Genomic DNA, 21,483 nt, shown 5'->3' on the forward strand with positions numbered 1-21,483 from the left:
CGGGTGGGGGAGGACACCGTGGCACCGGGGACCGACAGTTCTCAGGGGTGCGGGGACGCCGGTCAGAACCGCCCGCCGCCGCCGGAGCGGCCGCGGCTGCGCGAGCCGCCGAAGCTGCCCGGGCCGCGCCCGCCGCCGCGGGACCCGCCCCCGCCGGAGGAGCCCCCGCCGACGCCACCTCCGTAGGAGCCGCCGTAGCCGCCCGCGCCGCGACCGCCGCCGAAGAGGATCCCGCCGAGCACCAGGCTGCCGAGGTCCACGCCGCCGCGGCCGCCGCCGTAGCCGCCGCCGAAGCCGCCCGGCCCGTACCCACCGCCGAAGCCGCCGGGCCCGTACCCACCGCCGCCCCAGCCGGCCACGTCGGACTGCGCCCGCTGCAGCGCCTCCTGGGCCAGCGTGTCGGCCAGCTGGGCCTCGCGCAGCGCGCCGACCGGGTCGGTGCGGCCCTGCGCGACCGCGAGGTCCAGGTGCCGCTGCGCCTCGGCCAGCCGGGTGCGGGCCTCGGGGCCGACGGCACCGCGGCGGGTGCTGATGAAGTCGCCGGCCGCCGCGATGCCCGAGCGGGCCGTGAGCAGCGCCTGGTCCAGCGACGCCGCGGCCCGCCGCGCCCGCTGCTCGGCGTCCCGCGCCACGGCGAGCGCCTGCTCCAGCGCGATGTCGGCCTCCTCCAGCTGGCGGAGGGCCGCCATCGGGTCGGGCAGGCCGCCGTCGGCCGGGCGCAGCGCGGCGTCGGCCGCGGTCAGGGCCGCCTCGGCCCGGGCCACCTGCGGCCGCAGCCCGCTGCCGGTGCCCCCCGCGACCAGCGCGCGGGCCTCGGCGAGGTCCTCCTCGGTCTCGGCCCGCACCTGCGCCACCCGGACCTCGGCCGCCTGCAGGTCGGTGCCCAGGCGGGCGACGGCGTCCATCAGCGTGCCGGTCTGGGCGAGCGCGTCCTCGGCGACCCGGATGTCCCCGACAGCGGCGCCCGAGCGCCCGGCCGCGATCTCGTCGCGTGCCTCGGTGATCTCCTGCTCGGCGGCGTCCAGCCGCGCCCGGGCCTGCGCCAGGTTGTCGGCGACCGGCGCCAGCGCGGCGGCGGCGTAGCGGCGCTGCAGCGCGGCGAAGCGCTCCTCCTCGGCGGGCAGCCGGCCGCGCAGCGCCGTGGCGCGGGCGGACAGCGCCTCGAGGGCCTGCGGCGCGGTGCGCTCGAGGTCGCGCAGCCGGTCGAAGGCCTCCGCCTGCTCGTCGAGGCGGGCGTCGGCCGCGGCGGTCAGCTGCAGCATCTCGGCCAGCATCCGCCGCTTCGTCGGCTCGGCTGTGCCGGCCTCCCGCCCGCCCGACTCGTCGTCCAGCTCCTGGCGCAGCGAGAAGGCCCGGGCCAGGTCCTGCTCCGAGGCGGCCAGCGCCTCGGCGAAGCCGGCGACCGCGTCCTGGCCGTACTGCAGCCGGGCGTAGTCCAGGTCGAGCCGGGAGGTCTTGACCGCCTCGTCCAGCTCCAGCAGGGCCGTGCTGGCCTGCGCCTCCAGCTGCTCGGTGGGGACGCCGGCGTGCGGGTCGGGCCGCTCCAGCCGCTGGGTGGGCGGCGGCCCCTGCCGGCGGCGACGGGACCGCGACACCAGGTAGGCCCCGCCCGCGACCGCCGCGATGCCGCCCACCACCGCGATCGTGCCCACCCCGCTGCCGCCGTCGCTGCCCAGACCCTCGGCGAAGGCGACGGCCGCCCCGTCGAAGTCCCCGGCGGTGAGCTCCGGCTCGACGTCGGAGGCGACCAGCTCCTCGATCTCCTGGTCGGGGAGCGGGGAGTCCGCGGGCAGGTTGTACGTGTAGCGCCGGTCCTCGACGGCGACCGCGAACAGGACGTCGTTGCCGCCCAGCCCGGACAGCTCGGCGGTCCGGGCCCCCCACTCGGCCGGGTCGAGCCCGTCGAAGGAGTCGACGTAGACGACGAACAGCTGCAGCTGCTCCTCGGCCTGCAGCTCGGCGACCGCGGCCTCGACCGCCGACTCGTCGCCGACGAGCACGCCGGCGCGGTCGGTGACCTGGGCCGGCACGTCGAACGGTGGCTCGGCCAGCGCCGGACCTCCGCCGAGGAGGACCAGGGCGGCCAGCGGGACGAGGACGGCGGGCAGCCGGCGCACGGGAGGACCTCCGGGGTTCGGGTGCGGCGACCCTACCCGCGTCGGCCGGTCTGACCCGTGGCTCCCGGGGGTAGGGCTGCGGGCCCGAGACCGTTGGAGGACGCATGACCGAGCCCGACCGGATCCCCGCCGCCGACCTGCCGCCGGGAGCGGTCCGCCGCGTCGGCGACTGGGCCGTCGGCAACCGGGACGGCCGGTACTTCGCCGTCTCCCGGCGCTGCCGCCACCAGCTCGCCGACCTCTCCGAGGGCAGCATCGACGCCGAGGGCTGCCTGGTCTGCCCGTGGCACCAGAGCCGCTACGACGTCCGGACCGGCGAGATGGTCGAGGGACCGCACGGCTTCCTCGGCTACCACGGGCCGACCCCCGGCTACACGCAGTTCGTCCGCGCCTACGCCCGGGTCCTGCGGCTGCGGGTCCGCCGGGCGCTGCGCCGGGGGGACGACGTCGTCCTGGAATAGGCCCCGTCCCGGGCCCCCGGCCCCGTCCGGGGGCTCGCGCCGAGCGTGCGAGGCGTGAGGGGGACGGGGTCCTCCCACTGCGCGGGGTGGGGAGGACGGGGTCCTCCCTCAGGACGTGGGGAGAACTCCCCCCACCCGGGCCAGAGCCTGCCAGGTCTCCCGGCGGCGGGCCTGCTCCTCGGGGTCGGGCACTGGCAGCGAGGCCAGCAGCCGCTGGGTGTAGGGGTGCCGGGGCGCGCCGAGCACCTCGGCACCGGTCCCCTCCTCGACCAGCCGGCCGCGGTGGAGCACCGCGATCCGGTCGGCGAGCAGGTCGACGACGGCGAGGTCGTGGCTGATGAACAGGCACGCGAACCCGAGCTCGCGCTGCAGCTCGGCGAAGAGCTCGAGCACCCGCGCCTGCACCGACACGTCGAGGGCGGAGGTCGGCTCGTCGGCGATGAGCAGCTCGGGGTCCAGCGCCAGCGACCGGGCGAGGCTGGCCCGCTGCCGCTGCCCGCCGGAGAGCTCGTGCGGGAAGCGGTCGCCGAAGCTCCTCGGCAGCTGGACGGCCTCGAGCAGCTCGTCGACCCGCCCGCGGGCGGCACGCGGGTCGTCGGCCCGGCCGTTGACCACCAGCGGCTCGGCGACCGCCTCGGCGATGGTCAGCAGCGGGTTGAAGCTCGACGCCGGGTCCTGGAAGACGAAGCCGATCCGCCGGCGCACCGGCCGGAACGCCCTCTCCCGGACCCCGTTCATCTCGGCGCCCAGGACCTGCAGCGACCCGCCGGTGACCTTCGTCAGACCGGCGATGGCGCGCCCGATCGTGGTCTTGCCGCTGCCGCTCTCCCCGACCAGCCCGAGGACCTCCCCCGGCCGGATCGCGAAGCTGACGCCGTCGACGGCGACGAAGTCCGGACGCCGCAGCCGCCCCGGGTACACGATCCGCAGGTCGCGGGCCTCGACGACCGGCGCCGCGTCGGTCCAGCCGGCCGGCCGCCGGGACGCCCGCTCCTCCGCGCGGGCCCGGCCCTCCCCGAGGCGGGGTACCGAGGCCAGCAGCTGCTGGGTGTAGGGCTCCCGCGGCGCGGAGAACAGCGTCCGGACGTCGGCCTGCTCGACGACCCGCCCCTGGTACATGACGGCGACCCGGTCGGCCAGGTCGGCCACCACGCCCATGTTGTGGGTGATCAGCACGATGGCGGCGCCGAACTCGTCGCGGCAGCGGCGCAGCAGGTCGAGGATCTCGGCCTGCACGGTGACGTCGAGGGCGGTGGTCGGCTCGTCGGCGATGATCACACCGGGGTCGAGCACGAGCGCCTGGGCGATGACGATGCGCTGCTTCTGCCCGCCGGAGAACTGGTGCGGGTAGTGGTCGACCCGCTCCTCGGGGTCGGGGATGCCGACCCGCCGCAGGACGTCGATCGCCCTGGCGCGGGCCTCCTTGCGGCTGATCCGCCCGTGCGCGCGCAGCCCCTCGGCGATCTGCCAGCCCACGGGGTAGACCGGGTTGAGCGCGGTCGACGGCTCCTGGAACACCATGGCGGCGTCCCGCCCCCGCACCTCCCCCAGCTGGCGGCGGGACAGCGTGACGACGTCGTGCTCCGTCGCGCCGTCCCGGCTGCGCAGCAGCACGGCCCCGCGGGTGGTGGCGGTCTCCGGCAGCAGACCGAGGATGCTGCGCGCGGTCACCGTCTTGCCGCTGCCGCTCTCCCCCACGACGGCGAGCACCTCGCCGGCGGCGACCGACAGGCTCACCCCCTGGACGGCGGCGATGGTGCCGGCGTCGGTGGCGAAGGCGACCGACAGGTCGTCGATGGCGACGACGTCCTCGCGTGCGGTGGTCATCGGTGGGTCTCCTCGATCCCGTCCAGGCCGCCCGGGCCTGCGTCCAGCGCGCCGCCGGGCACGACCGGCGTCTCCGCGGTGTCCGCCGACCCCGCGGCGCGGCGGCTGCGCAGCCGGGGGTCGGCCAGGTCGTTGAGGCTCTCGCCGACCAGGGTCAGCCCGAGCACGACCAGCACGATCGCCAGGCCGGGGAAGATCGACGTCCACCAGATGCCGCTGGTGACGTCGGACAGAGCGGCGTTGAGGTCGTAGCCCCACTCCGCGGCCGCCGTCGGTTCGATGCCGAAGCCGAGGAACCCCAGCCCGGCGAGGGTCAGGATCGCCTCGGAGGCGTTGAGCGTGAGGATCAGCGGCAGCGTGCGGGTGGCGTTGCGCAGCACGTGCCGGGTCATGATCCGCCAGTGCCCGGCCCCGACGACGCGGGCGGACTCGACGAAGGCCTCGTTCTTGATGCGCACCGTCTCGGCACGGACCACGCGGAAGTACTGCGGGATGAACACCACGGTGATCGAGATCGCCGCGGCCAGGATGCCGCCGAACAGGCTGGACTGCCCGCCGCTGATCACGATCGCCATGACGATGGCCAGCAGCAGCGAGGGGAAGGCGTAGACCGCGTCGCAGACCACGACCAGCACGCGGTCCAGCCAGCCGCCGAAGTAGCCCGACACCAGGCCGAGCAGCACACCGGCGAACAGCGAGAGCACGATCGCGACGACGATCACCAGGATCGCGGTGCGCGAGCCGTGGACCACCCGGGAGAGCACGTCGTAGCCGCCGACGGTGGTGCCCAGCCAGTGCTCGGCCGAGGGCGGCTGCTGCGCGCCGAACGGTCCGTCGGCGTCGCGCAGCTGGGCGTGCCCGTAGGGCGCCAGCAGCGGGGCGAACAGCGCGGTCAGCAGGAACAGGCCGGTGAGCAGCAGGCCGGCGACGAGCATGCCGCGCTGCAGCCCGACGCTCTGCCGCAGCTGGTGGACGACGGGCAGCCGGCGCCATCCCCGGCGGGACGGGTCGGTGCGGGGCGCGTCCTCGGGGGGAGCGGTCACGGAGGTGGCCATCAGTACCTCACCCGGGGGTCGATGAGCGCGGCGATGACGTCGACGACGAAGTTGGTGACCGCGACGATGACCGCGAGCAGCGCGACGATGCCCTGCACGGCCACGAAGTCGCGGGCCTGCAGGTACTGGGCCAGCTGGAACCCCAGGCCCTTCCACTCGAAGGTCGTCTCGGTGAGCACCGCGCCGCCCATGAGCAGCGCGACCTGCAGGCCGATCACCGTGATGATCGGGATGAGCGCCGGGCGGTAGGCGTGCTTGCGCAGCAGCCGGCGCTCGGCGACCCCGCGGGAGCGGGCGGCCTCGACGTAGCCCGTGCCGAGCGTGCCGATGACGTTGGTGCGCACCAGCCGCAGGAACACCCCGGCGGTGAGCAGGCCGAGCGCGACGGCCGGCAGCACCGCGTGCTCCAGGACGTCGAGCACGACCTCGCTGTCGCCGAGACGCAGGGCGTCGACGAGGTAGATGCCGGTGGGGTCGTCGAGGAACTGCAGTTCGATCTCGGCGCGGGTCGAGGCCCGCCCGGCGACCGGCAGCCAGCCCAGCCCACTGGCGAAGACGAGCTTCAGCACCAGCCCGGCGAAGAAGACCGGGGTGGCGTAGCAGAGGATCGCGAAGACCCGCAGGACGGCGTCGGGCCACCGGTCGCGGGCGTAGGCGGCCAGCCGGCCGAGCGGGATGCCGACGGCGAAGGCCACGACCAGCGCGTAGACCGCCAGCTCGAGGGTCGCCGTCCCGAAGGTGGTGAGCACCTCGGTGACCGGGCGCCGGTCGGACAGCGTCGTCCCGAAGTCGCCGGTGAAGACGTTGCCGAGGTACTCGAGGTACTGCACGAACAGGGGCCGGTCGTACCCGGCCTCGCTCACCCGCTGGGCGAGCTCCTCGGCGGTCAGCCGCCCGCCCAGCGCCGCGGTGATCGGGTCACCGGTCGAGCGCATCAGGAAGAAGACCGTGGTCACCAGGATGAACACGGTGGGGATGATCAGCAGGAAGCGGACGAGGACGTAGCTCCCCAGTCCCCCGCTGCCGCGGCGGCTGCGGGCCGCCGGTGCGTCCTCCTGGGCCGGGTCGCCGGCCGCGAGCTCGGTCGCTGCTGTGGTCATGCCATCACTTCCGCACATGGAGGCCCCGGGTGGCCCCGCCGTGGCGGCGGGGTCACCCGGGGCCGGTGTCGCTACCTTCTCAGGCCGGTCCGGTCAGCCCTGGCTCAGGGCCCCGTAGCGGAACTTGAAGGACGGGTCCAGCGTGTCCGCCGCACCCTCCACCCCGGTCCGGACGACGGCGACCTGGGCACCCTGCAGGTAGGGCAGCGTGGACAGGTCCTGCGCCTCGAGCTGCTGGATCTGCTCGATGAGGGCCTGGCGCGCGGCCGGGTCCGGCGTGGTCGCCTGCTGCAGGATCAGGTCGTTGACCTGCTGGTTGCTGTAGTGGTTGGCGAGGAAGTTCTCCGTCAGGAAGAACGGCGTCAGGTAGTTGTCGGCGTCGGAGTAGTCCGGGAACCAGCCGAGCTGGTAGGCCGGGTAGACGTCGGCGACGCGGTCCTCGGAGTACTGCACCCACTCGGTGGTCTGCAGGTCGACCGTGAACAGGCCGCTGGACTCCAGCTGGTCCTTGATGAGGGCGTACTCGTCACCGGAGGACGGCCCGTAGTGGTCGTTGGAGTACTGCAGGGACAGCTGCACCGGGGTCGTCACGCCCGCGGCCTGCAGCACCTGGGCGGCCTTGTCGGCGTCCGGGCCACCGTTGCCGTCGCCGTAGAGGTCCCGCAGCGGCGTGATCGCGCCGGTGAGGCCGTCGGGCACGTGCGAGTACAGCGGGGTGTAGGTGCCCCGGTAGACCTGGTCGGCGATCTCCTGGCGGTCGATCAGGTGCGCCATCGCCTGGCGGACCGCCTGCGCCTTGGCCGGGTCGGCCTCCGGCGTGGTGGCGCCGTAGGGCTGGGTGTTGAAGTTGAAGACGATGTAGCGGATCTCGCCGCCGGGGCCGTCCACGACCTCGACCTGGTCGTTGCCGCGCAGGTCGTCGATGTCGGTCGCCGAGAGGCTGCGGAAGGCGACGTCGATGTTGCCCTCCTCGATGTCGAGCTTGAGGTTCGAGGAGTCGGCGTAGTAGCGGACGTTGACCTGCGAGGTCTTCGGCGCCCCCAGCAGCCCCTGGTACTCGGGGTTGGCCTCGTACGAGATCAGGTTGTTCTGGTCGTAGTTGGTGATCACGTACGGCCCCGCGAAGGCGTTGCCGTCGACGATCTCCTGGTCCGGGGTCAGCGCGGTCGCCGAGAAGACCTCCTCGTCGACGATCGGGCCGGCCGGGCTGGACAGGATCTGCGGGAACGTCTGGTCGTTGCCGCTGGCCAGGTTGAACACGACCGTGGTGGGGTCCGGGGCGTCGACGCCGGCGAGGTTGGCCAGCAGCGCGGCGGGACCGTTCGGGTCGTTGATGGCGACCATCCGGTCGAATGTGAACTTCACGTCCGACGAGGTCAGCTCGTTGCCGTTGGCGAAGGTCAGGCCCGGCTTGAGGGTGACCGTGTACTGGGTCGGCGAGGTGAACTCGGCCGACTGGGCGATGTCCGGCTCGACGTCCGGGCTGCCGTAGTTGGTGTTCATCAGGAACGGGAACACCTGGTTCATCACGGCGAACGAGCCGTTGTCGTAGGAGCCCGCGGGGTCGATCGTGGTGATCTTGTCGCTGGTGCCGATGGTCAGCGCGTCCCCGCCACCGCCGCCGCCGGAACCGCCGCCCTCGTCGCCACCGCCGCCGCACGCGGCCAGGGCCAGTGCGGTCACCGCGAGGCCCGCCGTGGCGACGCGCGCGCGTCGCCCACCCGTCGAAACGGAAGTCATCCGCCTACCTTCACTTCTTCCTGAGGACCCGCGTGGACGCCGAACAGAACGTGCGTCATCCCGGGCCGTGGGTGTCGATCACCCATGCGTAGCACGGGCGCCGCGCGTTCCCGAAGGTCCGGAGGCGACCGTTACGCGCTCGTGACTGCCACACCCGGGCCCGGGGAGGACGGGCGGCCCCCGCAGGGTCCCGCGCCGAGCGTGCGAGGCGTGGGGGAAGGGTGGTCCTCTCTCAGGCGTCGATGCGGCGGCGGCCCTCGAACGCCCGGCCCAGCGTGACCTCGTCGGCGTACTCGAGATCGCCGCCCACGGGCAGACCGCTGGCCAGCCGGGAGACCGCCAGCCCCAGCGGACCGACCAGGCGGGCCAGGTAGGCGGCGGTCGCCTCGCCCTCGAGGTTGGGGTCGGTGGCGATGATCAGCTCGGTCACCGTGCCGTTCATCAGCCGGGTCATGAGCTCCTTGACCCGCAGGTCGTCGGGGCCGATGCCCTCGATCGGGCTGATCGCGCCGCCGAGCACGTGGTAGCGGCCGCGGAACTCGCGGGTGCGCTCGATCGCGACGACGTCCTTGGGCTCCTCGACGACGCAGATGACGTCGTCGGCCCGCCGCGGGTCGCGGCAGATGCGGCACTGCTCGCCCTCGGCGACGTTGTAGCAGGTGCTGCAGAAACGGACCTCGGCCTGCACGCGCTGCAGCGCCGCGACCAGCCGGCCGACGTCGGCCGACTCGGCCGCCAGCAGGTGGAACGCGATGCGCTGGGCGCTCTTCGGCCCGACGCCGGGCAGTCGGCCGAGCTCGTCGATGAGGTCCTGGACGGCCCCCTCGTACACGGTGTCCCTCTCGTCAGGGCGGGGTGGGCGGGAAGGGCGCGCAGCCTCAGAGGCCGGGCAGCCCCAGGCCACCACCGAGGCCGCCGGCGAGCGGCCCCATGCGGCTGGCGGTGAGTTCGTTGACGGCGCGGGAGGCGTCACGGAGGGCCGCGACGACGAGGTCCTGCAGGCTCTCGACGTCGTCCGGGTCGACGGCCGCGGGCGCGATCGTCACCGCGGTGACCTCGCCCTGGCCGGTCATCGTGACGCTGACCAGGCCGCCGCCGGCCGTGCCGGTGACCTCCTCCTGCGCCAGTTGCTCCTGCGCGGCAGCCAGCTGCTGCTGCATCTGCTGCGCCTGCTCGAGCAGGCGTGCCATGTCGGGCTGGCCTCCGGGGAACATGACCCGAGCGTAGGCCGAGGGACCGACAGGTGCGGGGACGTCGACGTCCTCAACCAACCGGTTGACAAGACCGCCGGACAGGTCCACGCTCTTCCTCAACCGAACGGTTGAGGAAAGGAGGACACCCGATGGCCGCCGATCCGCTCTCCCGGGTCTTCGCGGCCCTGGCCGACCCCACCCGGCGCGACATGGTCGCCCGGCTGGCGGGAGCCGACGCCACCGTCGGTGAGCTCGCCCAGCCCTACGACGTGAGCGTCCAGGCCGTCTCCAAGCACCTGCGGGTGCTCGAGGACGCCGGCCTGGTCAGCCGCAGCCGCGACGCCCAGCGGCGTCCGGTGCACCTCGAGGCCGAGGTCCTCGACCTCATGACGACGTGGATCGAGCGCTACCGGCGGCAGGCCGAGGAGCGCTACCGCCGTCTCGACGACGTCCTGGCGTCCATGCCGGACGACGCCGGCCCCGACACCCCGTCCGCACGCCCGTCCCCCGAGGGAGGAACCCCGTGAACGCCACCACGCACGAGACCCAGATCACCGTCGACCCCGACGTCCCCCTGGTCCGCATCACCCGCGAGTTCGACGCCCCGCCGGCGAAGGTCTTCCGGGCCCACACCGACCCCGAGCTGGTGGTCCGGTGGATGGGGCCGCGCGGCCTGGAGATGTCGATCGACCACTACGACTGCCGGACCGGCGGCTCCTACCGCTACGTGCACCGGCAGGACGGCGAGGAGTACGGCTTCCACGGCTGCTTCCACGAGGTCCGGCCGGACGAGCTGATCGTGCAGACCTTCACTTTCGAGGGCATGCCCGACGGCGTCGCGCTGGAGAAGCTGGTGCTCGAGGACCTCGGCGACGGCCGCACCCGGCTCACCGCGACCTCCCTGGTCGACTCCTTCGCCGACCGGGACGCCTTCGTCGCCAGCGGCATGGAGGTCGGCGTCCGCGAGGGCTACGAGCGGCTCGACGAGCTCCTCGCCCAGGGCTGAGTCCTCGCCCAGGGCTGAGCCGGTCGTGCGGCCCCTTGCAGGGCCCCGCCGCGAGCGTGCGAGCGGCGGGGGCAAGGGGTCCTCCCACGTCACTCGATCGGGCGGGCGCCGAGGTGGGTGCGCAGCAGCGACAGCGCCGCCTGCTCGGGGTCGACCGCAGGCTCGGGCTCCCGGTCGCCCCCGGCCCCCTCGGCGGCCCGCTCGGCCATGAGCTCGCTCGCCTCGGCCGCCTCCGCGGCCCGCGCCGCCTCGCGGGCGGCCTCCGCGGAGACGGTGCGGCCGGGCGCGGGCTGGCCGGCGCCCGCGACCACGACCTGCACCTTCCAGCGGACGCCGAGGAGCTCCTGCAGCGCCTGCCGGACGATGTCCTTGTTGAGGTCGTCGCCGAGCATCTTGGCCAGCGCCGGTGACGTGGCCGCGAGGGTGAGCACCCCGTTGGTGAGGTCCTGCACCTGGGCGCTCCTCAGCAGCGCCTCGGTCGTGCGCTTCTGCCCCCGCACGACCTTCAGCAGCTCGGGCCACACCCGGCGGACGTCGCCGGCGTCCAGGCTCCCGTCGCCGGCCGGCTCGGGCGGGTTGGCCGTGACCACCGGCATCGGCTCGCTCCCGCGCGGTGCCGGCGAGGACTCCGCAGCGGCCCGCGGCGCCGACGTCGCGGCCGGGCGGGGCTGCTCGACCCGCGCCGCCGCGGCCGCGGCGGCGGCCGGCTGCGGCGGGTGGGGCCAGTCCTCGTCGTCGGTCGGCTCCGGCGGCAGCGGGATGTCGGGTTCCCCGACGGCGACCCGGGGCGGCCGCCGCTCCTCGGCCGCGGCCGGCGCGGGGGCCGCCGGGGCCGGGGCGCTGGGGCGGGACGGCGCGCCCGAGCCGGGCGGGGTGGTCTCCGGCCAGCCGTCGTCAGCCGGGACGGCGGGACGCGCGGGGGCGCCCGACCCCGGCTCGGCGGTCTCCGGCCAGCCGTCGTCGGCCGGCGGGCGAGCCGCGACCGGCTCGGGCCGGGTGGGCTCGGTGCGGGCCGGCCCGGTCGGCCCCGGCTGGGCGCGGGCGGGCTCCGGGCGAGCGGGCTCGGCGCGGGGAGGCTCGGGAGCAGGGCGCGGCGCCGGCTGTGCGGGCGCGCTCGGCGCCTGGGCGGCGACCTGCGACCTGCGCACGAACTCGCGAACCGGGCGGGCGGGCTGCTCGGGTGCAGGGTCGGCGGGCTCCGGCCGCGCCTCGCGGGCCGGCGCGGCGGGACCGGCGGGCTCGGCCGTCGGCCGGCCGGCGTGCTCGCCGGCGATGGACATCCGCCGCTCGAGGCGCTCCAGCCGCTGCAGGGTGGCCGCCTCCGAACCGTCGGTGGCCGGCAGCAGCATCCGGGCGCACACCAGCTCGAGCAGCAGCCGCGGGGCCGTCGTCCCCCGCATCTCGGTCAGGCCGGCGTGCACGGTGTCGGCCATCCGCGACAGCGTGGCCGAGCCCAGCGCCTGGGCCTGGGAGCTCATCAGGTCCAGCCGGTCGGGCGGGCAGTCGAGCAGGCCGTTGCCCCCGGCGTCCGGGACGGCGTCGAGCACGATGAGGTCGCGCAGCCGGTCGAGCAGGTCGGTGGCGAAGCGGCGCGGGTCGTGCCCGGCCTCCACGACCCGGTCGACCGCGCGGAAGACACCCGGCGCGTCCTGCGCGGCGAGGGCGTCGATCGTCTCGTCGAGCAGCGCGTCGTCGGTGACGCCGAGCAGGCCGACGGCGTCCTTGTAGGTGACGCCGTCGGACCCGGCACCGGCGAGCAGCTGGTCGAGGATGGACAGCGAGTCGCGGACCGAGCCGCCGCCGGCGCGCACCACCAGCGGGAAGACGGTCGGCTCGACCTGCACGCCCTCGGCGGCACAGGTCTTCTCCAGCAGGCCGCGCAGCGTCGTCGGCGGCACCAGGCGGAACGGGTAGTGGTGCGTGCGCGAGCGGATGGTGGGCAGCACCTTGTCCGGCTCGGTGGTCGCGAAGACGAAGACGAGGAACTCTGGCGGCTCCTCGACCACCTTGAGCAGGGCGTTGAAGCCCTGCGTGGTGACCATGTGCGCCTCGTCGACGATGTAGACCTTGTAGCGGCTGTTCACCGGCGCGAAGAAGGCCCGCTCGCGCAGGTCGCGGGCGTCGTCGACACCGCCGTGGCTGGCCGCGTCGATCTCGATGACGTCGATCGAGCCGGGGCCGTCGGGCGCCAGCGACACGCAGGACGTGCACACGCCGCACGGGGTGGACGTCGGGCCCTGCTCGCAGTTCAGCGACCGGGCGAGGATGCGCGCCGAGGAGGTCTTGCCGCACCCGCGCGGGCCGCTGAACAGGTAGGCGTGGTTGATCCGCCCGCCGTCGACGGCGTTGACCAGCGGGGCGGTCACGTGCTCCTGACCGACCACCTCGGCGAAGGTCGCCGGGCGGTACTTCCGGTAGAGCGCCAGAGCCACGCAGGCAGGTTACGTGGAGGAGGCGACGGATCGGCGGACGCCGTTGTGGACCGGTCGCGAGGGCCCGGAGGGTCTCCCGACCGGGACACGGGCAGCGGCTCCACGCACGTCGGGAACGGCACCTGGCCGCGGTGTCGGCCGGTAGGCGACAGAAAGCAGGGACCCCCCGCGCACCCGCCAGAGCCCGCTTATCCTTGCTGCCTTCCGGCCCTGGGGAGGTTCACGGGGTGACGCCACACGAGGGGTCTGCACCCACTGTAGAGGAAACCCCGCGACGGCCGGGCACACCCCTCGCTACCCTCCGCGCCATGACGCACCGGCACGTCCTCGTGCTGCCCCCGCCCCGCTCCTGACCCGGAGCACCGCGGGCTGACCCTCTCCCGGCACCAGCCGCCGGGCCCCTGTGCCGTGCTCCGGACCGCCCCTCCCCGATCCGGACCCGCCCAGGAGCGTCGTGTTCACCTCCTCTGCCGCGTCGCGCGGCTTCCCGTTCGTCGTCCTCGCCGCCCTCTTCTGGGGCACCTCCGGTGTGAGCGGCCGCATCGTGGCCGACCGCACCGACCTCGGCCCGCTGGACATCGCCTGGCACCGCATGGCCCTCGGCGCCGTCGTCCTGCTCGCCGGGTACCTGCTCACCCGGCGCCGCGAGCAGTCGGCCGCCGTCCCGCTGACCCGCCCGCTCGCCGTCCGGCTGGCCCTGGTCGCCGCCGGGCTGGCCGTCTACCAGCTGGCCTACTTCGCCGCCGTGGCCGCGGCCGGGGTCAGCGTCGCCACGCTCGTCGCGCTCGGCCTGGCGCCGCTGCTCATCGCGCTCGGGGGGACGGCGCTCGGCGCCGGCCGGCCGGACCGCGCCACCTCCACCGCCCTCGCCGTGGCGCTCGTCGGCCTCGTGCTGGTCGTCGGGCTGACCGCCGGCGCCTCGGCCGGGACGGCGGTGCTGCTGGGCGCGCTGCTGGCGTGCGGGTCGGCCCTGGGCTACGCGGTCGTCACGCTGGCCGCCGGGGACGTCCCGGCCGGCGTCCCGGTGACCCTCGTCGGCTTCGGGGGCGGTGCGCTGCTGCTGACGCCGGTCGCCCTGACCGCGGGTCTGGACCTCACCGGCGACCCCGTGGCGCTCGCGACGCTGCTCTACCTCGGGGCGGTGCCGAGCGCCGCGGCCTACGTGCTGTTCTTCCGCGGGCTGCAGACGGTGCCCGGCGCGGTCGCCGGCATCGTCACGCTGCTGGAACCGGTGACGGCGACGGTGCTGGCCACGGTCGTCCTCGGCGAGCTGCTGCCGCTCGGGGCGCTGACCGGCGGGGTGCTGGTGCTGGCCGCCGTGGCGGGGCTGTACCTGCGGCGTCCGGCCGGAGCCCAGCACGAGGCCGTGGCGCAGCCGCACGGCTGACCCGCTCGGAGACGACGGAGGCCGGGCACGCGGCTGCGGCACGGCGCAGACGGGGCCGGCGCAGGGGTCGGCGGCGGATACTGTCCTCGCCGCATCCGGCATCCGGATCGCGGATCCGGGCGGCGCCGACCCGGGAGGTCGACATGACCGAGGTTCCGCAGTGGCGCCTGGTGGGCGACTGGTTCGACGTCTGCAGCTGCACCGTTCCCTGCCCCTGCACCTTCGCCCAGCCGCCCACCGACAACCACTGCCAGGGGGTGCTGGCCTGGCACATCCGCGACGGCCGGTTCGGCGACGTGCGGCTGGACGGCCTCAACGTGCTCGGCGTCGCGGAGTTCGAGGGCAACGTCTGGGCCGAGGCCCACGTGGCGATGGGCATGTTCGTCGACGACCGCGCCGACGAGGCCCAGCAGCGTGCGCTGCAGGCCGTCTTCGGGGGCGAGGCGGGCGGCTGGCCGGCGGCGTTCGCGCAGCTGGTCGACGACGCCCGGGGCGTGACTCTGGCGCCCATCACCGTCGAGGTGGCCGAGGACCTGAGCACCTTCCGCGCCGAGGTGCCCGGACGCGTGCTGGCCGCGGCCGAGGCGCTCACCGGCCCGACCACCCCAGCGGGGGCGCGCGTACAGCTGCACAACGCGCCGGGCGCCGAGGTCGGCCCCGGGCAGGTCGCCACCTGGGCGGTCGGGACGAGCGAACGGGTGGACGTCCCGGACTTCGGGTTCGCCTGGGAGTGGGGGAACCGGTCGTCGAAGCACTTCCCGTTCGACTGGCACGGACCGGACGAGTGACCGTTCGTCGCCACGGCCGTCGACCTGCGGCCGCAGGCACCCCGGGATGCGCGTGAGGCCCCGCCGGCACCCTCGACGGGGCCGGCGGGGCCTCTCGTGCTGCGGCCGGTGACCAACGGTCGGCACCGGCCCGCGGAGGATGGGAGATTCGAACTCCCGAGGGGTTGCCCCCAACCCGCTTTCCAAGCGAGCGCCATAGGCCACTAGGCGAATCCTCCAACTGCGCCCGCCAGGATACCGGTCCCCGCACGGCCGGTCGCCCGCGGCACCCGGCGTGGCGCACCGACCGAGGCGCGACCGGGGTGGTTACGCCTCGGCCGGGTGGGGCACGCTGCACCGGACGTCGAACCACCGGTACGCGCGACGACAGGAGAGCAGCCCCCATGGACGAGACCGACCGGCTCCGGCCCGACGTCGTGGAGGCGATCGTCGCGGTCCTCAAGGGAGCCGACCCCTCCGAGCTGCCGGCCTCGGCGACCAAGGAGGAGAAGGACGCCGCCAAGGACCGGTACCTCTCGGAGTTCGTCGCCGAGCGCAGCAAGCGCGACCGGCAGACGCGCGCCTGGGAGCTGCTGCTGACCCGCAGCTACGACGAGCCCCCGACCTGGCAGCGCCTGTTCGACGACCTGTCCGCCGACGTGGTCGAGGAGCTCGGCGAGCTCTACGACGTCCTGCCCGCGGGTGCCCAGGAGGAGTACGCCCGCCGGTACGGCGTCCCGAGCGGCGTCTGACCGCGGCTCCGGTGCCGGCGGCGGACGAGGGGGACACACCGTGAGCGGACCCGGCCACCTGGTGGCCGGGCGATACCGCCTGGTCGAGCGCATCGGCGGGGGCGGCATGGGTGCCGTCTGGCGCGCCTCCGACGAGCTGCTCGGGCGCCAGGTCGCCGTCAAGCAGGTGCTGCCGCCCCCGACCGCCGACGAGACCGTCATCGCCCAGCAGCGCCAGCGGGCGCTGCGCGAGGGCCGGATCGCCGCGCGGCTGTCCCACCCGCACGCCGTCGCCGTCTACGACGTCGCCCTCGAGGACGGCGCGCCGTGGCTGGTGATGGAGTACCTGCCCTCCCGCAGCCTGGCCGAGGTGCTGCACGAGGACGGCGTCCTGCCGGTCGACCAGGTGGCGCAGATCGGCGCCCAGGTGGCCGACGCGCTGGCCGCCACGCACGCCGCGGGCATCGTGCACCGCGACGTGAAGCCGGCCAACGTGCTCATCGGGCGCGGACCGCGGGTCGAGGGCCTGGTCAAGATCACCGACTTCGGCATCTCGCACGCCAGCGACGACGTGACGCTCACCCAGACCGGCCAGATCACCGGCACGCCCGCCTTCCTCGCCCCCGAGGTCGCGCGCGGCGGCGAGGTGATGCCGGAGAGCGACGTCTTCTCGCTCGGCGCGACGCTCTACACCTGCCTGGAGGGCCAGCCGCCGTTCGGCATGGACGACAACGCCCTCCGGCTGCTGCACCGCGTCGCGGGCAGCGAGGTGATCCCGCCGCGCCGCGCCGGCTCGATGACCGGCACGCTCACCCGGATGCTGGCCGCCGACCCGGCGGACCGGCCGACGACGACGGAGGTCCGCGACGAGCTCGCCCGCCTCGCGGTCGGCCGGGACGGGGACCCCACCACGGTCCTGCTGGCGCGCACGAAGCTGCGGTCCTCGACCAACCGGGCGCGGACCGAGGAGATGGGCACCGGGGCGCTGCCCGCCGCCGGTGCGGGCGCTGCCGCCACGACCGCCGTCGGCGACCTGGGCACCGCCGTCCAGGACGTGCCCGCCGGGCCGCCCACCCCGGCCCCACCGACGGCGGCACCCGTCGCCGCGGACCGCCCACGACAGCCGAGGCGGCGGCGCGGACCGGTGATGGCCGCGGTCCTGCTGCTCGCCGTCCTGCTGGCCGGCGGCGCGTTCTGGCTGACCACCCGCGGCGACGCCGGGACCAGCGCCGACGCCGGGACCAGCACCGACGCCCCCGCCGCGTCGTCCGCACCCGCCGACGACACCAGCCCCCCGGCGGAGCAGCCCTCCCCCACGCCGGGGTCCTCCGCGGCGGAGGAACCGACGCCGTCGGCCACCGAGGAGGGCCCGACGAGCGAGCCGTCGTCCGGCGAGCCGGAACAGGTCGTCGAGCAGACCCTGGACCGGTACTACGGCCTGCTGCCCGACGACCCCGGCGCCGCCTACGACCTGACCGGCCCGTACCTGCGGTCCCAGGCCAGCCCCGGCTACTACCGCGGCTTCTGGGAGCCCTGGGCGAAGGTGGAGCTGCGCGACGTCAGCGAGGTGCGGCAGGACGGGGCCGGCGTCATCACCGCGACCACCGAGGTCCGGTTCACCGGGCACGACGGCCGCGAGCTGACCGAGCGGCACCAGATCCGCCTCGTGCAGGACGACGACGGCGACTGGCTGGTCGACCTGGACCTGCTGGCCTGATGGAGGGCCCCGTCCGGGGCCAGGACCACGACGGCGGCGCCCCGGGTCGGGACGCCGCCGTCGATCTGCGGTGGCGGTGGGATTTGAACCCACGGAGGCTTGCACCTCACACGCTTTCGAGGCGTGCTCCTTCGGCCGCTCGGACACGCCACCGTCGACCAGACTACAGGCCCCGCTGACGACGGAAGAACGCGCGTAGGAGCGCGGCGGACTCCTCGGCCCGGACCCCGCCGGTGACCTGCGGCCGGTGGTTGAGCCGGCGGTCGCGGACGACGTCCCACAGCGAGCCGGCCGCACCCGCCTTGGGGTCGTCCGCGCCGTAGACGATCCGGTCCACGCGGGCGAGCACGCCGGCGCCGGCGCACATGGTGCAGGGCTCGAGGGTGACCACGAGCGTCGTCCCGGTCAGGCGCCAGCCGTCGCCGTGCACCCGCGCGGCGGCGCGCAGCGCCAGGACCTCCGCGTGCGCGGTCGGGTCGCCCTGCTTCTCCCGCTCGTTGGCGGCCTCGGCGAGCACGGTGCCGTCCGGCCCGAGGACGACGGCGCCGATGGGCGTGTCACCCCACTCGACGGCGGCCGCGGCCAGCTCGAGCGCGCGGCCCATCGCGGCGTCGACGTCCACGGTCACCGGGTCACCCCCGCGACGCTCTCCCCCTGCCCCGCATGGTGGGCAGGGGCGGAGGGCGGCGTGGGTGAAAGGCGCCGCGCGACGGCCGGGGGCGGGGTCACGAGGCGGCGCCGTCCCGCAGCTCGATGCCGACCAGCGCCGACAGCTCGTCCAGTGCGACGGCGGGGTCGACGACCTTGATCGTGTGCATGCCCATCGCGCGGGCGGGCTTGAGGTTGATGCCGAGGTCGTCGAGGTAGGCGCAGTCCGAGGGGGCGATGTCGCGGCCGACCGCCTCCGAGAGCCGGGTCAGGGCGCGGCGGTAGATCTCCGGCTCGGGCTTGCGCACGCCCTCCACCGAGGACTCCACCACCGCGTCGAACAGCTCCAGCAGCTCCCCCAGCCGGCCGGTGCGCTCCATCGGGGCCACGTTGTTCGACAGCATCGCCAGCGGCACACCCGCCGCCCGCAGCCGCCGCACCGCCTCGACCACCTGCGGGCGCAGCTCGCCGGCCAGGGCGGCCAGCACCCGCCGGGCGTCGAGCCGGTGTCCCGCGGCCAGCGCCTCGGCCTCGAAGGCGTCGGTGAAGCCGGCGGCGTCGAGCTCGTTGCGCTCGAAGCGGGCCCAGGCGTTGGTGTCGGGGTCGGTGCTGTTGAGCCGCACGATGAGGCCCTCGGGCAGCCCCGCCTCGGCCTCGTAGGCGGTGAAGGCGGTCATCGGGCTCTCGGTGATCACCCCGCCGAGGTCGAAGACCACAGCGGTCGCCACGGCGGTCACGGGCGCACCGCCGCGGCCAGCTCGTCGGCGAAGCCCAGCCGGCCGGCGATCGCGGCGACCATCTCGTCGGCCCACAGGTCGTCGGCGGTGACGATCGGCCGGAGCTCGTCGGCCGGCAGCCCGTCGTCGGCGAAGACGTCGAGGTCCCCGCCGGGCCAGCCGGTCTCGTCGTCGTCGAAGGCGCCCTCGGCGTCGACCCCGATGCCGTAGCGCTCCACCACCTCGGCGGCGAGCAGCCACTCCTGCATGGTGGCGTCGGAGATCAGCGCCCGCACCAGCCCCCCGGGCCCGTGCCGGAGGACGACGAAGTACAGCCGCGAGTCGACGACCACGACGAACGGGCCGGGCCAGTCCTCGGCACCCGGGTCGCCCAGCGCCCGCTCCAGCGCCGGCAGCTCGTCCCCGGCGTCCGCCGCGAGCAGCTCCACCCGCCAGCCCCCGCCGGGGCGGCTCACCCGCACCGCCCAGCTGGTCGGCGTCCCCGGCGCGCTCATCGCCGCCGCAGCATCGTCAGGCCGTCGGACAGCGGCAGCAGCACGGTCTCCCAGCGCGGGTCGGCGGCCAGCGCGGCGTTCAGCTCGACGAGCGCCCGGTCGTCGTCGTTCTGCGGGTCGAGCACGCGGCCGTTGCGCAGCGTGTTGTCCAGCAGCACGACGCCGCCGTCGGTCATGCGGGGGTGCAGCTGGTCGACGTAGTCGGCGTAGCCGGTCTTGTCCGCGTCGACGAAGGCCAGGTCGAAGGTCTCGACGGCGGGCAGCGCCCGCAGCGACTGGTGCGCGTCGCCCAGCCGCAGCTCGATCCGGTCGGCCAGGCCCGCGCGGACCCAGTACCGCCGGGCCACCGCCGTCCACTCCTCGCTGGTGTCCAGGCACAGCAGCGAGCCGTCGTCGGGGAGCCCCCGGGCCACGCAGAGCGCGGAGTAGCCGGTGAAGGTGCCGATCTCGACCGCCCGGCGGACGCCGAGGGCGCGGGTGAGCAGCTGCATGAAGGTGCCCTGCTCGGGCGCGATCTGGAAGGTCGGCGGCACCTCGCCGCGGTCGGCCATCGCGGCGGTCTCGGCGAGCAGGTCGGCGGCGACGTCGTCCGGCCGCTCGGAGCTGGCCCGGACGTAGTCGGCGAGTTCGGGCGTGAGGAGGAACGACCGCGGCGTCATGGCGTGGAGCCGCAGGTCGACGAGGGGGCCGTCATAGCCTCCGATCATGGCCGATCCCGCTCCGGACGACGGAGCCGACGTCGCCCCCGCGCTGTTCACCCGGCTGGCCGCCGACCCGTTGGCCGACCTGCTGGGGATCCGGCTGGAGCAGGTGCGGCCCGGCTACGCCCGCGCGGCGATGACGGTGGGCCCGCAGCTGCTCAACGCGGTCGGCACCGCGCACGGTGGCGCCACGATGGCCCTGCTCGACGTCGTCCACGCGGCGGTCAGCAACAGCCACGGCACGGTAGCGGTGGCCCAGGACGTGCACACCGAGTTCCTCGCCCCCGGCCGTCCGGGCGACCGGCTGGTCGCCGAGGGCACCGAGGTGCACCGCAGCCGGCGCACCGCCGTCTACCGCATCGAGGCCCGCGCCCAGGACGGCCGGCTGGTGGCCACCGCGCTGGCCCGGGTGTTCCGGACCGACACCGCCTGGGAGGACCGGTGACCTCCTTCCCCGTGCCGACGATGCCCGCTCCCCCGGTCGGCGTCGTCGGGCTGGGCCAGCTGGGCGGGTCGCTGGCCGCCGCCCTCGCCGCGGCCGGCCGGGAGGTGACCGGCTGGGACGTCGACCCCGCCGCCCGGGAGGCCGCCGCCGCGCGGGGGGTGCGGATCGCCCGCGAGCTGGGTGGCGTCGTTGTCCTGGCCGTCCCGCTGCCGGCGATGGCCGCGGCGCTGGACGGCCTCGACGTGGACCCGGACGCCACCGTCACCGACCTGGGGTCGGTCAAGGCACCGGTGCTCGCCGAGCTCGGGCCGGCGCTGGGCGGGCGCTACGTCGGCGGGCACCCGATGTGCGGCACCGAGCGCTCCGGGCACGAGGCGACCGACCCGGGCCTGTTCACCGGGGCCCGCTGGGCGCTGTGCCTCGAGCCGGGGACCGAGCTGCCGCGCTGGCTGCGGGTGGCCGAGGTGGCGCTGGCCGTCGGCGCCGAGGTGGTGCCGGCGACGGCGGCGGAGCACGACGACGCCGTCGCCGCGGTCAGCCACGTGCCGCACCTGCTGGCGGCGGCCCTGGCCGCCGCCGCCGGCGAGGCCGGCCCGCTGGCGCTGGCGCTGGCCGCCGGCAGCTTCCGCGACGGCACCCGGGTGACCGGCAGCGACCCGGCCTTCGTCACCGCGATGGTGCAGGGCAACGCCGGCCCGACGGCGGCCGCGCTGGCCCGCGTGCTGGAGCAGCTGGCGCGCCCGTGGCCGGAGCTGGTGGCCGCCGGGCACGCCGTGCGCGCGGGGAGTCCGGCGGGACGGCGTCCGGTGCGGGTGCCGCTGGAGCGGGCCGCACTGCTGTCGCTGGGCCGGGCCGGCGGCGCGGTCACCCGGCGGCTGGCGGCGTTCGTCGAGGGCTACGTCCCGGATCGTTGACCGTTTCGCCC

At 75.4% G+C, this 21,483-nt stretch carries 21 protein-coding genes, 2 tRNA genes and 1 other RNA gene; 9 read left to right on the forward strand and 15 right to left on the reverse strand.

Annotated elements, in window-relative coordinates; genetic code table 11:
• Window positions 1–62: 62 nt before the first annotated feature.
• Window positions 63–2,117, reverse strand: a complete 2,055-nt coding sequence (locus ACI79G_RS05665; RefSeq protein WP_456880169.1) for a TPM domain-containing protein — start codon at window positions 2,115–2,117, stop codon at window positions 63–65.
• A 104-nt stretch (window positions 2,118–2,221) separates the two neighbouring features.
• Here ACI79G_RS05665 and ACI79G_RS05670 point away from each other — a divergent pair, with 104 nt between their 5' ends.
• Complete coding sequence (locus tag ACI79G_RS05670) at window positions 2,222–2,578, forward strand: Rieske (2Fe-2S) protein (protein ID WP_091219017.1); 357 nt, start codon at window positions 2,222–2,224, stop codon at window positions 2,576–2,578.
• 108 nt (window positions 2,579–2,686) lie between these two features.
• Here ACI79G_RS05670 and ACI79G_RS05675 read toward each other — a convergent pair whose 3' ends face one another.
• From ACI79G_RS05675 to ACI79G_RS05700, 6 genes are all read right to left on the reverse strand, one after another.
• Window positions 2,687–4,405, reverse strand: a complete 1,719-nt coding sequence (locus ACI79G_RS05675) for a dipeptide ABC transporter ATP-binding protein (RefSeq protein WP_456880170.1) — start codon at window positions 4,403–4,405, stop codon at window positions 2,687–2,689.
• Window positions 4,402–5,460, reverse strand: coding sequence for an ABC transporter permease (locus tag ACI79G_RS05680; RefSeq protein WP_456880171.1), 1,059 nt, complete (start codon window positions 5,458–5,460; stop codon window positions 4,402–4,404). Before ACI79G_RS05680 ends, ACI79G_RS05675 begins: the two co-directional genes overlap by 4 nt.
• A complete protein-coding gene (locus tag ACI79G_RS05685) occupies window positions 5,460–6,560 on the reverse strand; it encodes an ABC transporter permease (protein WP_091219027.1) in 1,101 nt (366 codons plus the stop codon). The genes ACI79G_RS05680 and ACI79G_RS05685 overlap by 1 nt, the downstream gene beginning before the upstream one ends.
• 93 nt (window positions 6,561–6,653) lie before the next feature.
• Window positions 6,654–8,243, reverse strand: coding sequence for an ABC transporter substrate-binding protein (locus ACI79G_RS05690; RefSeq protein ID WP_456880172.1), 1,590 nt, complete (start codon window positions 8,241–8,243; stop codon window positions 6,654–6,656).
• Window positions 8,244–8,532: 289 nt separating this feature from the next.
• Window positions 8,533–9,132 carry a recombination mediator RecR gene (gene recR / locus ACI79G_RS05695; RefSeq protein ID WP_091219032.1) on the reverse strand — a complete coding sequence of 200 codons (600 nt, stop codon included), beginning with the start codon at window positions 9,130–9,132 and terminating at the stop codon, window positions 8,533–8,535.
• A 46-nt stretch (window positions 9,133–9,178) separates the two neighbouring features.
• Window positions 9,179–9,514: a YbaB/EbfC family nucleoid-associated protein gene (locus ACI79G_RS05700; RefSeq protein WP_456880173.1), complete on the reverse strand. Its 336-nt coding sequence runs from the start codon at window positions 9,512–9,514 to the stop codon at window positions 9,179–9,181.
• Window positions 9,515–9,642: 128 nt separating this feature from the next.
• On the opposite strand from ACI79G_RS05700, the gene ACI79G_RS05705 reads away from it, so the two are divergent.
• Together ACI79G_RS05705 and ACI79G_RS05710 are read left to right on the forward strand one after the other, a co-directional pair.
• Window positions 9,643–10,020, forward strand: a complete 378-nt coding sequence (locus ACI79G_RS05705; protein WP_456880174.1) for an ArsR/SmtB family transcription factor — start codon at window positions 9,643–9,645, stop codon at window positions 10,018–10,020.
• Window positions 10,017–10,499: an SRPBCC family protein gene (locus tag ACI79G_RS05710; protein ID WP_456880175.1), complete on the forward strand. Its 483-nt coding sequence runs from the start codon at window positions 10,017–10,019 to the stop codon at window positions 10,497–10,499. Before ACI79G_RS05705 ends, ACI79G_RS05710 begins: the two co-directional genes overlap by 4 nt.
• Window positions 10,500–10,588: 89 nt before the next feature.
• On the opposite strand, the gene ACI79G_RS05715 is transcribed toward ACI79G_RS05710, so the two are convergent.
• Both ACI79G_RS05715 and ffs read right to left on the reverse strand, forming a co-directional pair.
• A complete protein-coding gene (locus tag ACI79G_RS05715; RefSeq protein ID WP_456880176.1) occupies window positions 10,589–12,931 on the reverse strand; it encodes a DNA polymerase III subunit gamma and tau in 2,343 nt (780 codons plus the stop codon).
• 154 nt (window positions 12,932–13,085) lie between these two features.
• An RNA gene (gene ffs / locus ACI79G_RS05720) (signal recognition particle sRNA small type) lies at window positions 13,086–13,181 on the reverse strand.
• 204 nt (window positions 13,182–13,385) lie between these two features.
• Here ffs and ACI79G_RS05725 point away from each other — a divergent pair.
• Both ACI79G_RS05725 and ACI79G_RS05730 read left to right on the forward strand, forming a co-directional pair.
• Window positions 13,386–14,318, forward strand: a complete 933-nt coding sequence (locus ACI79G_RS05725) for a DMT family transporter (protein WP_456880177.1) — start codon at window positions 13,386–13,388, stop codon at window positions 14,316–14,318.
• A gap of 143 nt (window positions 14,319–14,461) precedes the next feature.
• Window positions 14,462–15,106 carry a DUF1326 domain-containing protein gene (locus ACI79G_RS05730; protein WP_456880178.1) on the forward strand — a complete coding sequence of 215 codons (645 nt, stop codon included), beginning with the start codon at window positions 14,462–14,464 and terminating at the stop codon, window positions 15,104–15,106.
• A 133-nt stretch (window positions 15,107–15,239) separates the two neighbouring features.
• Here ACI79G_RS05730 and ACI79G_RS05735 read toward each other — a convergent pair.
• Window positions 15,240–15,324, reverse strand: a tRNA-Ser gene (locus ACI79G_RS05735).
• A 165-nt stretch (window positions 15,325–15,489) separates the two neighbouring features.
• Between ACI79G_RS05735 and ACI79G_RS05740 the strand changes: the two genes are divergently transcribed.
• Window positions 15,490–15,837, forward strand: coding sequence for a hypothetical protein (locus ACI79G_RS05740; protein ID WP_091219046.1), 348 nt, complete (start codon window positions 15,490–15,492; stop codon window positions 15,835–15,837).
• A 40-nt stretch (window positions 15,838–15,877) separates the two neighbouring features.
• Window positions 15,878–17,533: a serine/threonine-protein kinase gene (locus ACI79G_RS05745; RefSeq protein ID WP_456880179.1), complete on the forward strand. Its 1,656-nt coding sequence runs from the start codon at window positions 15,878–15,880 to the stop codon at window positions 17,531–17,533.
• A gap of 68 nt (window positions 17,534–17,601) precedes the next feature.
• Here the strand turns inward: ACI79G_RS05745 and ACI79G_RS05750 are convergent.
• The 5 genes from ACI79G_RS05750 to ACI79G_RS05770 form a co-directional block, all read right to left on the reverse strand.
• Window positions 17,602–17,686 (reverse strand) — tRNA-Ser (locus tag ACI79G_RS05750).
• A gap of 10 nt (window positions 17,687–17,696) precedes the next feature.
• A complete protein-coding gene (locus tag ACI79G_RS05755; protein ID WP_456880180.1) occupies window positions 17,697–18,161 on the reverse strand; it encodes a nucleoside deaminase in 465 nt (154 codons plus the stop codon).
• Between the two features lie 97 nt (window positions 18,162–18,258).
• Window positions 18,259–18,918: an HAD-IA family hydrolase gene (locus ACI79G_RS05760; RefSeq protein ID WP_456880181.1), complete on the reverse strand. Its 660-nt coding sequence runs from the start codon at window positions 18,916–18,918 to the stop codon at window positions 18,259–18,261.
• Complete coding sequence (locus tag ACI79G_RS05765) at window positions 18,915–19,412, reverse strand: tRNA adenosine deaminase-associated protein (RefSeq protein WP_091219051.1); 498 nt, start codon at window positions 19,410–19,412, stop codon at window positions 18,915–18,917. Before ACI79G_RS05765 ends, ACI79G_RS05760 begins: the two co-directional genes overlap by 4 nt.
• Entirely contained in the window at window positions 19,409–20,119 is a 711-nt protein-coding gene (locus tag ACI79G_RS05770; RefSeq protein WP_456880182.1) for an O-methyltransferase, read from the reverse strand. Before ACI79G_RS05770 ends, ACI79G_RS05765 begins: the two co-directional genes overlap by 4 nt.
• On the opposite strand from ACI79G_RS05770, the gene ACI79G_RS05775 reads away from it, so the two are divergent.
• Both ACI79G_RS05775 and ACI79G_RS05780 read left to right on the forward strand, forming a co-directional pair.
• Complete coding sequence (locus ACI79G_RS05775) at window positions 20,118–20,558, forward strand: PaaI family thioesterase (RefSeq protein WP_456880183.1); 441 nt, start codon at window positions 20,118–20,120, stop codon at window positions 20,556–20,558. The two genes, ACI79G_RS05770 and ACI79G_RS05775, sit on opposite strands and share 2 nt — an antisense overlap.
• On the forward strand, window positions 20,555–21,472 hold the full coding sequence (locus tag ACI79G_RS05780; RefSeq protein ID WP_456880184.1) for a prephenate dehydrogenase: 918 nt from the start codon (window positions 20,555–20,557) through the stop codon (window positions 21,470–21,472). The genes ACI79G_RS05775 and ACI79G_RS05780 overlap by 4 nt, the downstream gene beginning before the upstream one ends.
• Window positions 21,473–21,483 lie beyond the last annotated feature (11 nt).

Source organism: Geodermatophilus sp. SYSU D00779, assembly GCF_054050595.1.

What these genes read in the sequence shown, in the direction of transcription:
- ACI79G_RS05705 (WP_456880174.1), top strand. Translation starts at nt 9,643, where the DNA reads ATGGCCGCCGATCCGCTCTCCCGGGTCTTCGCGGCCCTGGCCGACCCC.
- ACI79G_RS05765 (WP_091219051.1), bottom strand. Translation starts at nt 19,412, where the DNA reads ATGAGCGCGCCGGGGACGCCGACCAGCTGGGCGGTGCGGGTGAGCCGC.
- ACI79G_RS05670 (WP_091219017.1), top strand. Translation starts at nt 2,222, where the DNA reads ATGACCGAGCCCGACCGGATCCCCGCCGCCGACCTGCCGCCGGGAGCG.
- ACI79G_RS05770 (WP_456880182.1), bottom strand. Translation starts at nt 20,119, where the DNA reads ATGATCGGAGGCTATGACGGCCCCCTCGTCGACCTGCGGCTCCACGCC.
- ACI79G_RS05775 (WP_456880183.1), top strand. Translation starts at nt 20,118, where the DNA reads ATGGCCGATCCCGCTCCGGACGACGGAGCCGACGTCGCCCCCGCGCTG.
- ACI79G_RS05740 (WP_091219046.1), top strand. Translation starts at nt 15,490, where the DNA reads ATGGACGAGACCGACCGGCTCCGGCCCGACGTCGTGGAGGCGATCGTC.
- ACI79G_RS05700 (WP_456880173.1), bottom strand. Translation starts at nt 9,514, where the DNA reads ATGTTCCCCGGAGGCCAGCCCGACATGGCACGCCTGCTCGAGCAGGCG.
- ACI79G_RS05680 (WP_456880171.1), bottom strand. Translation starts at nt 5,460, where the DNA reads ATGGCCACCTCCGTGACCGCTCCCCCCGAGGACGCGCCCCGCACCGAC.
- ACI79G_RS05685 (WP_091219027.1), bottom strand. Translation starts at nt 6,560, where the DNA reads ATGACCACAGCAGCGACCGAGCTCGCGGCCGGCGACCCGGCCCAGGAG.
- ACI79G_RS05730 (WP_456880178.1), top strand. Translation starts at nt 14,462, where the DNA reads ATGACCGAGGTTCCGCAGTGGCGCCTGGTGGGCGACTGGTTCGACGTC.
- ACI79G_RS05675 (WP_456880170.1), bottom strand. Translation starts at nt 4,405, where the DNA reads ATGACCACCGCACGCGAGGACGTCGTCGCCATCGACGACCTGTCGGTC.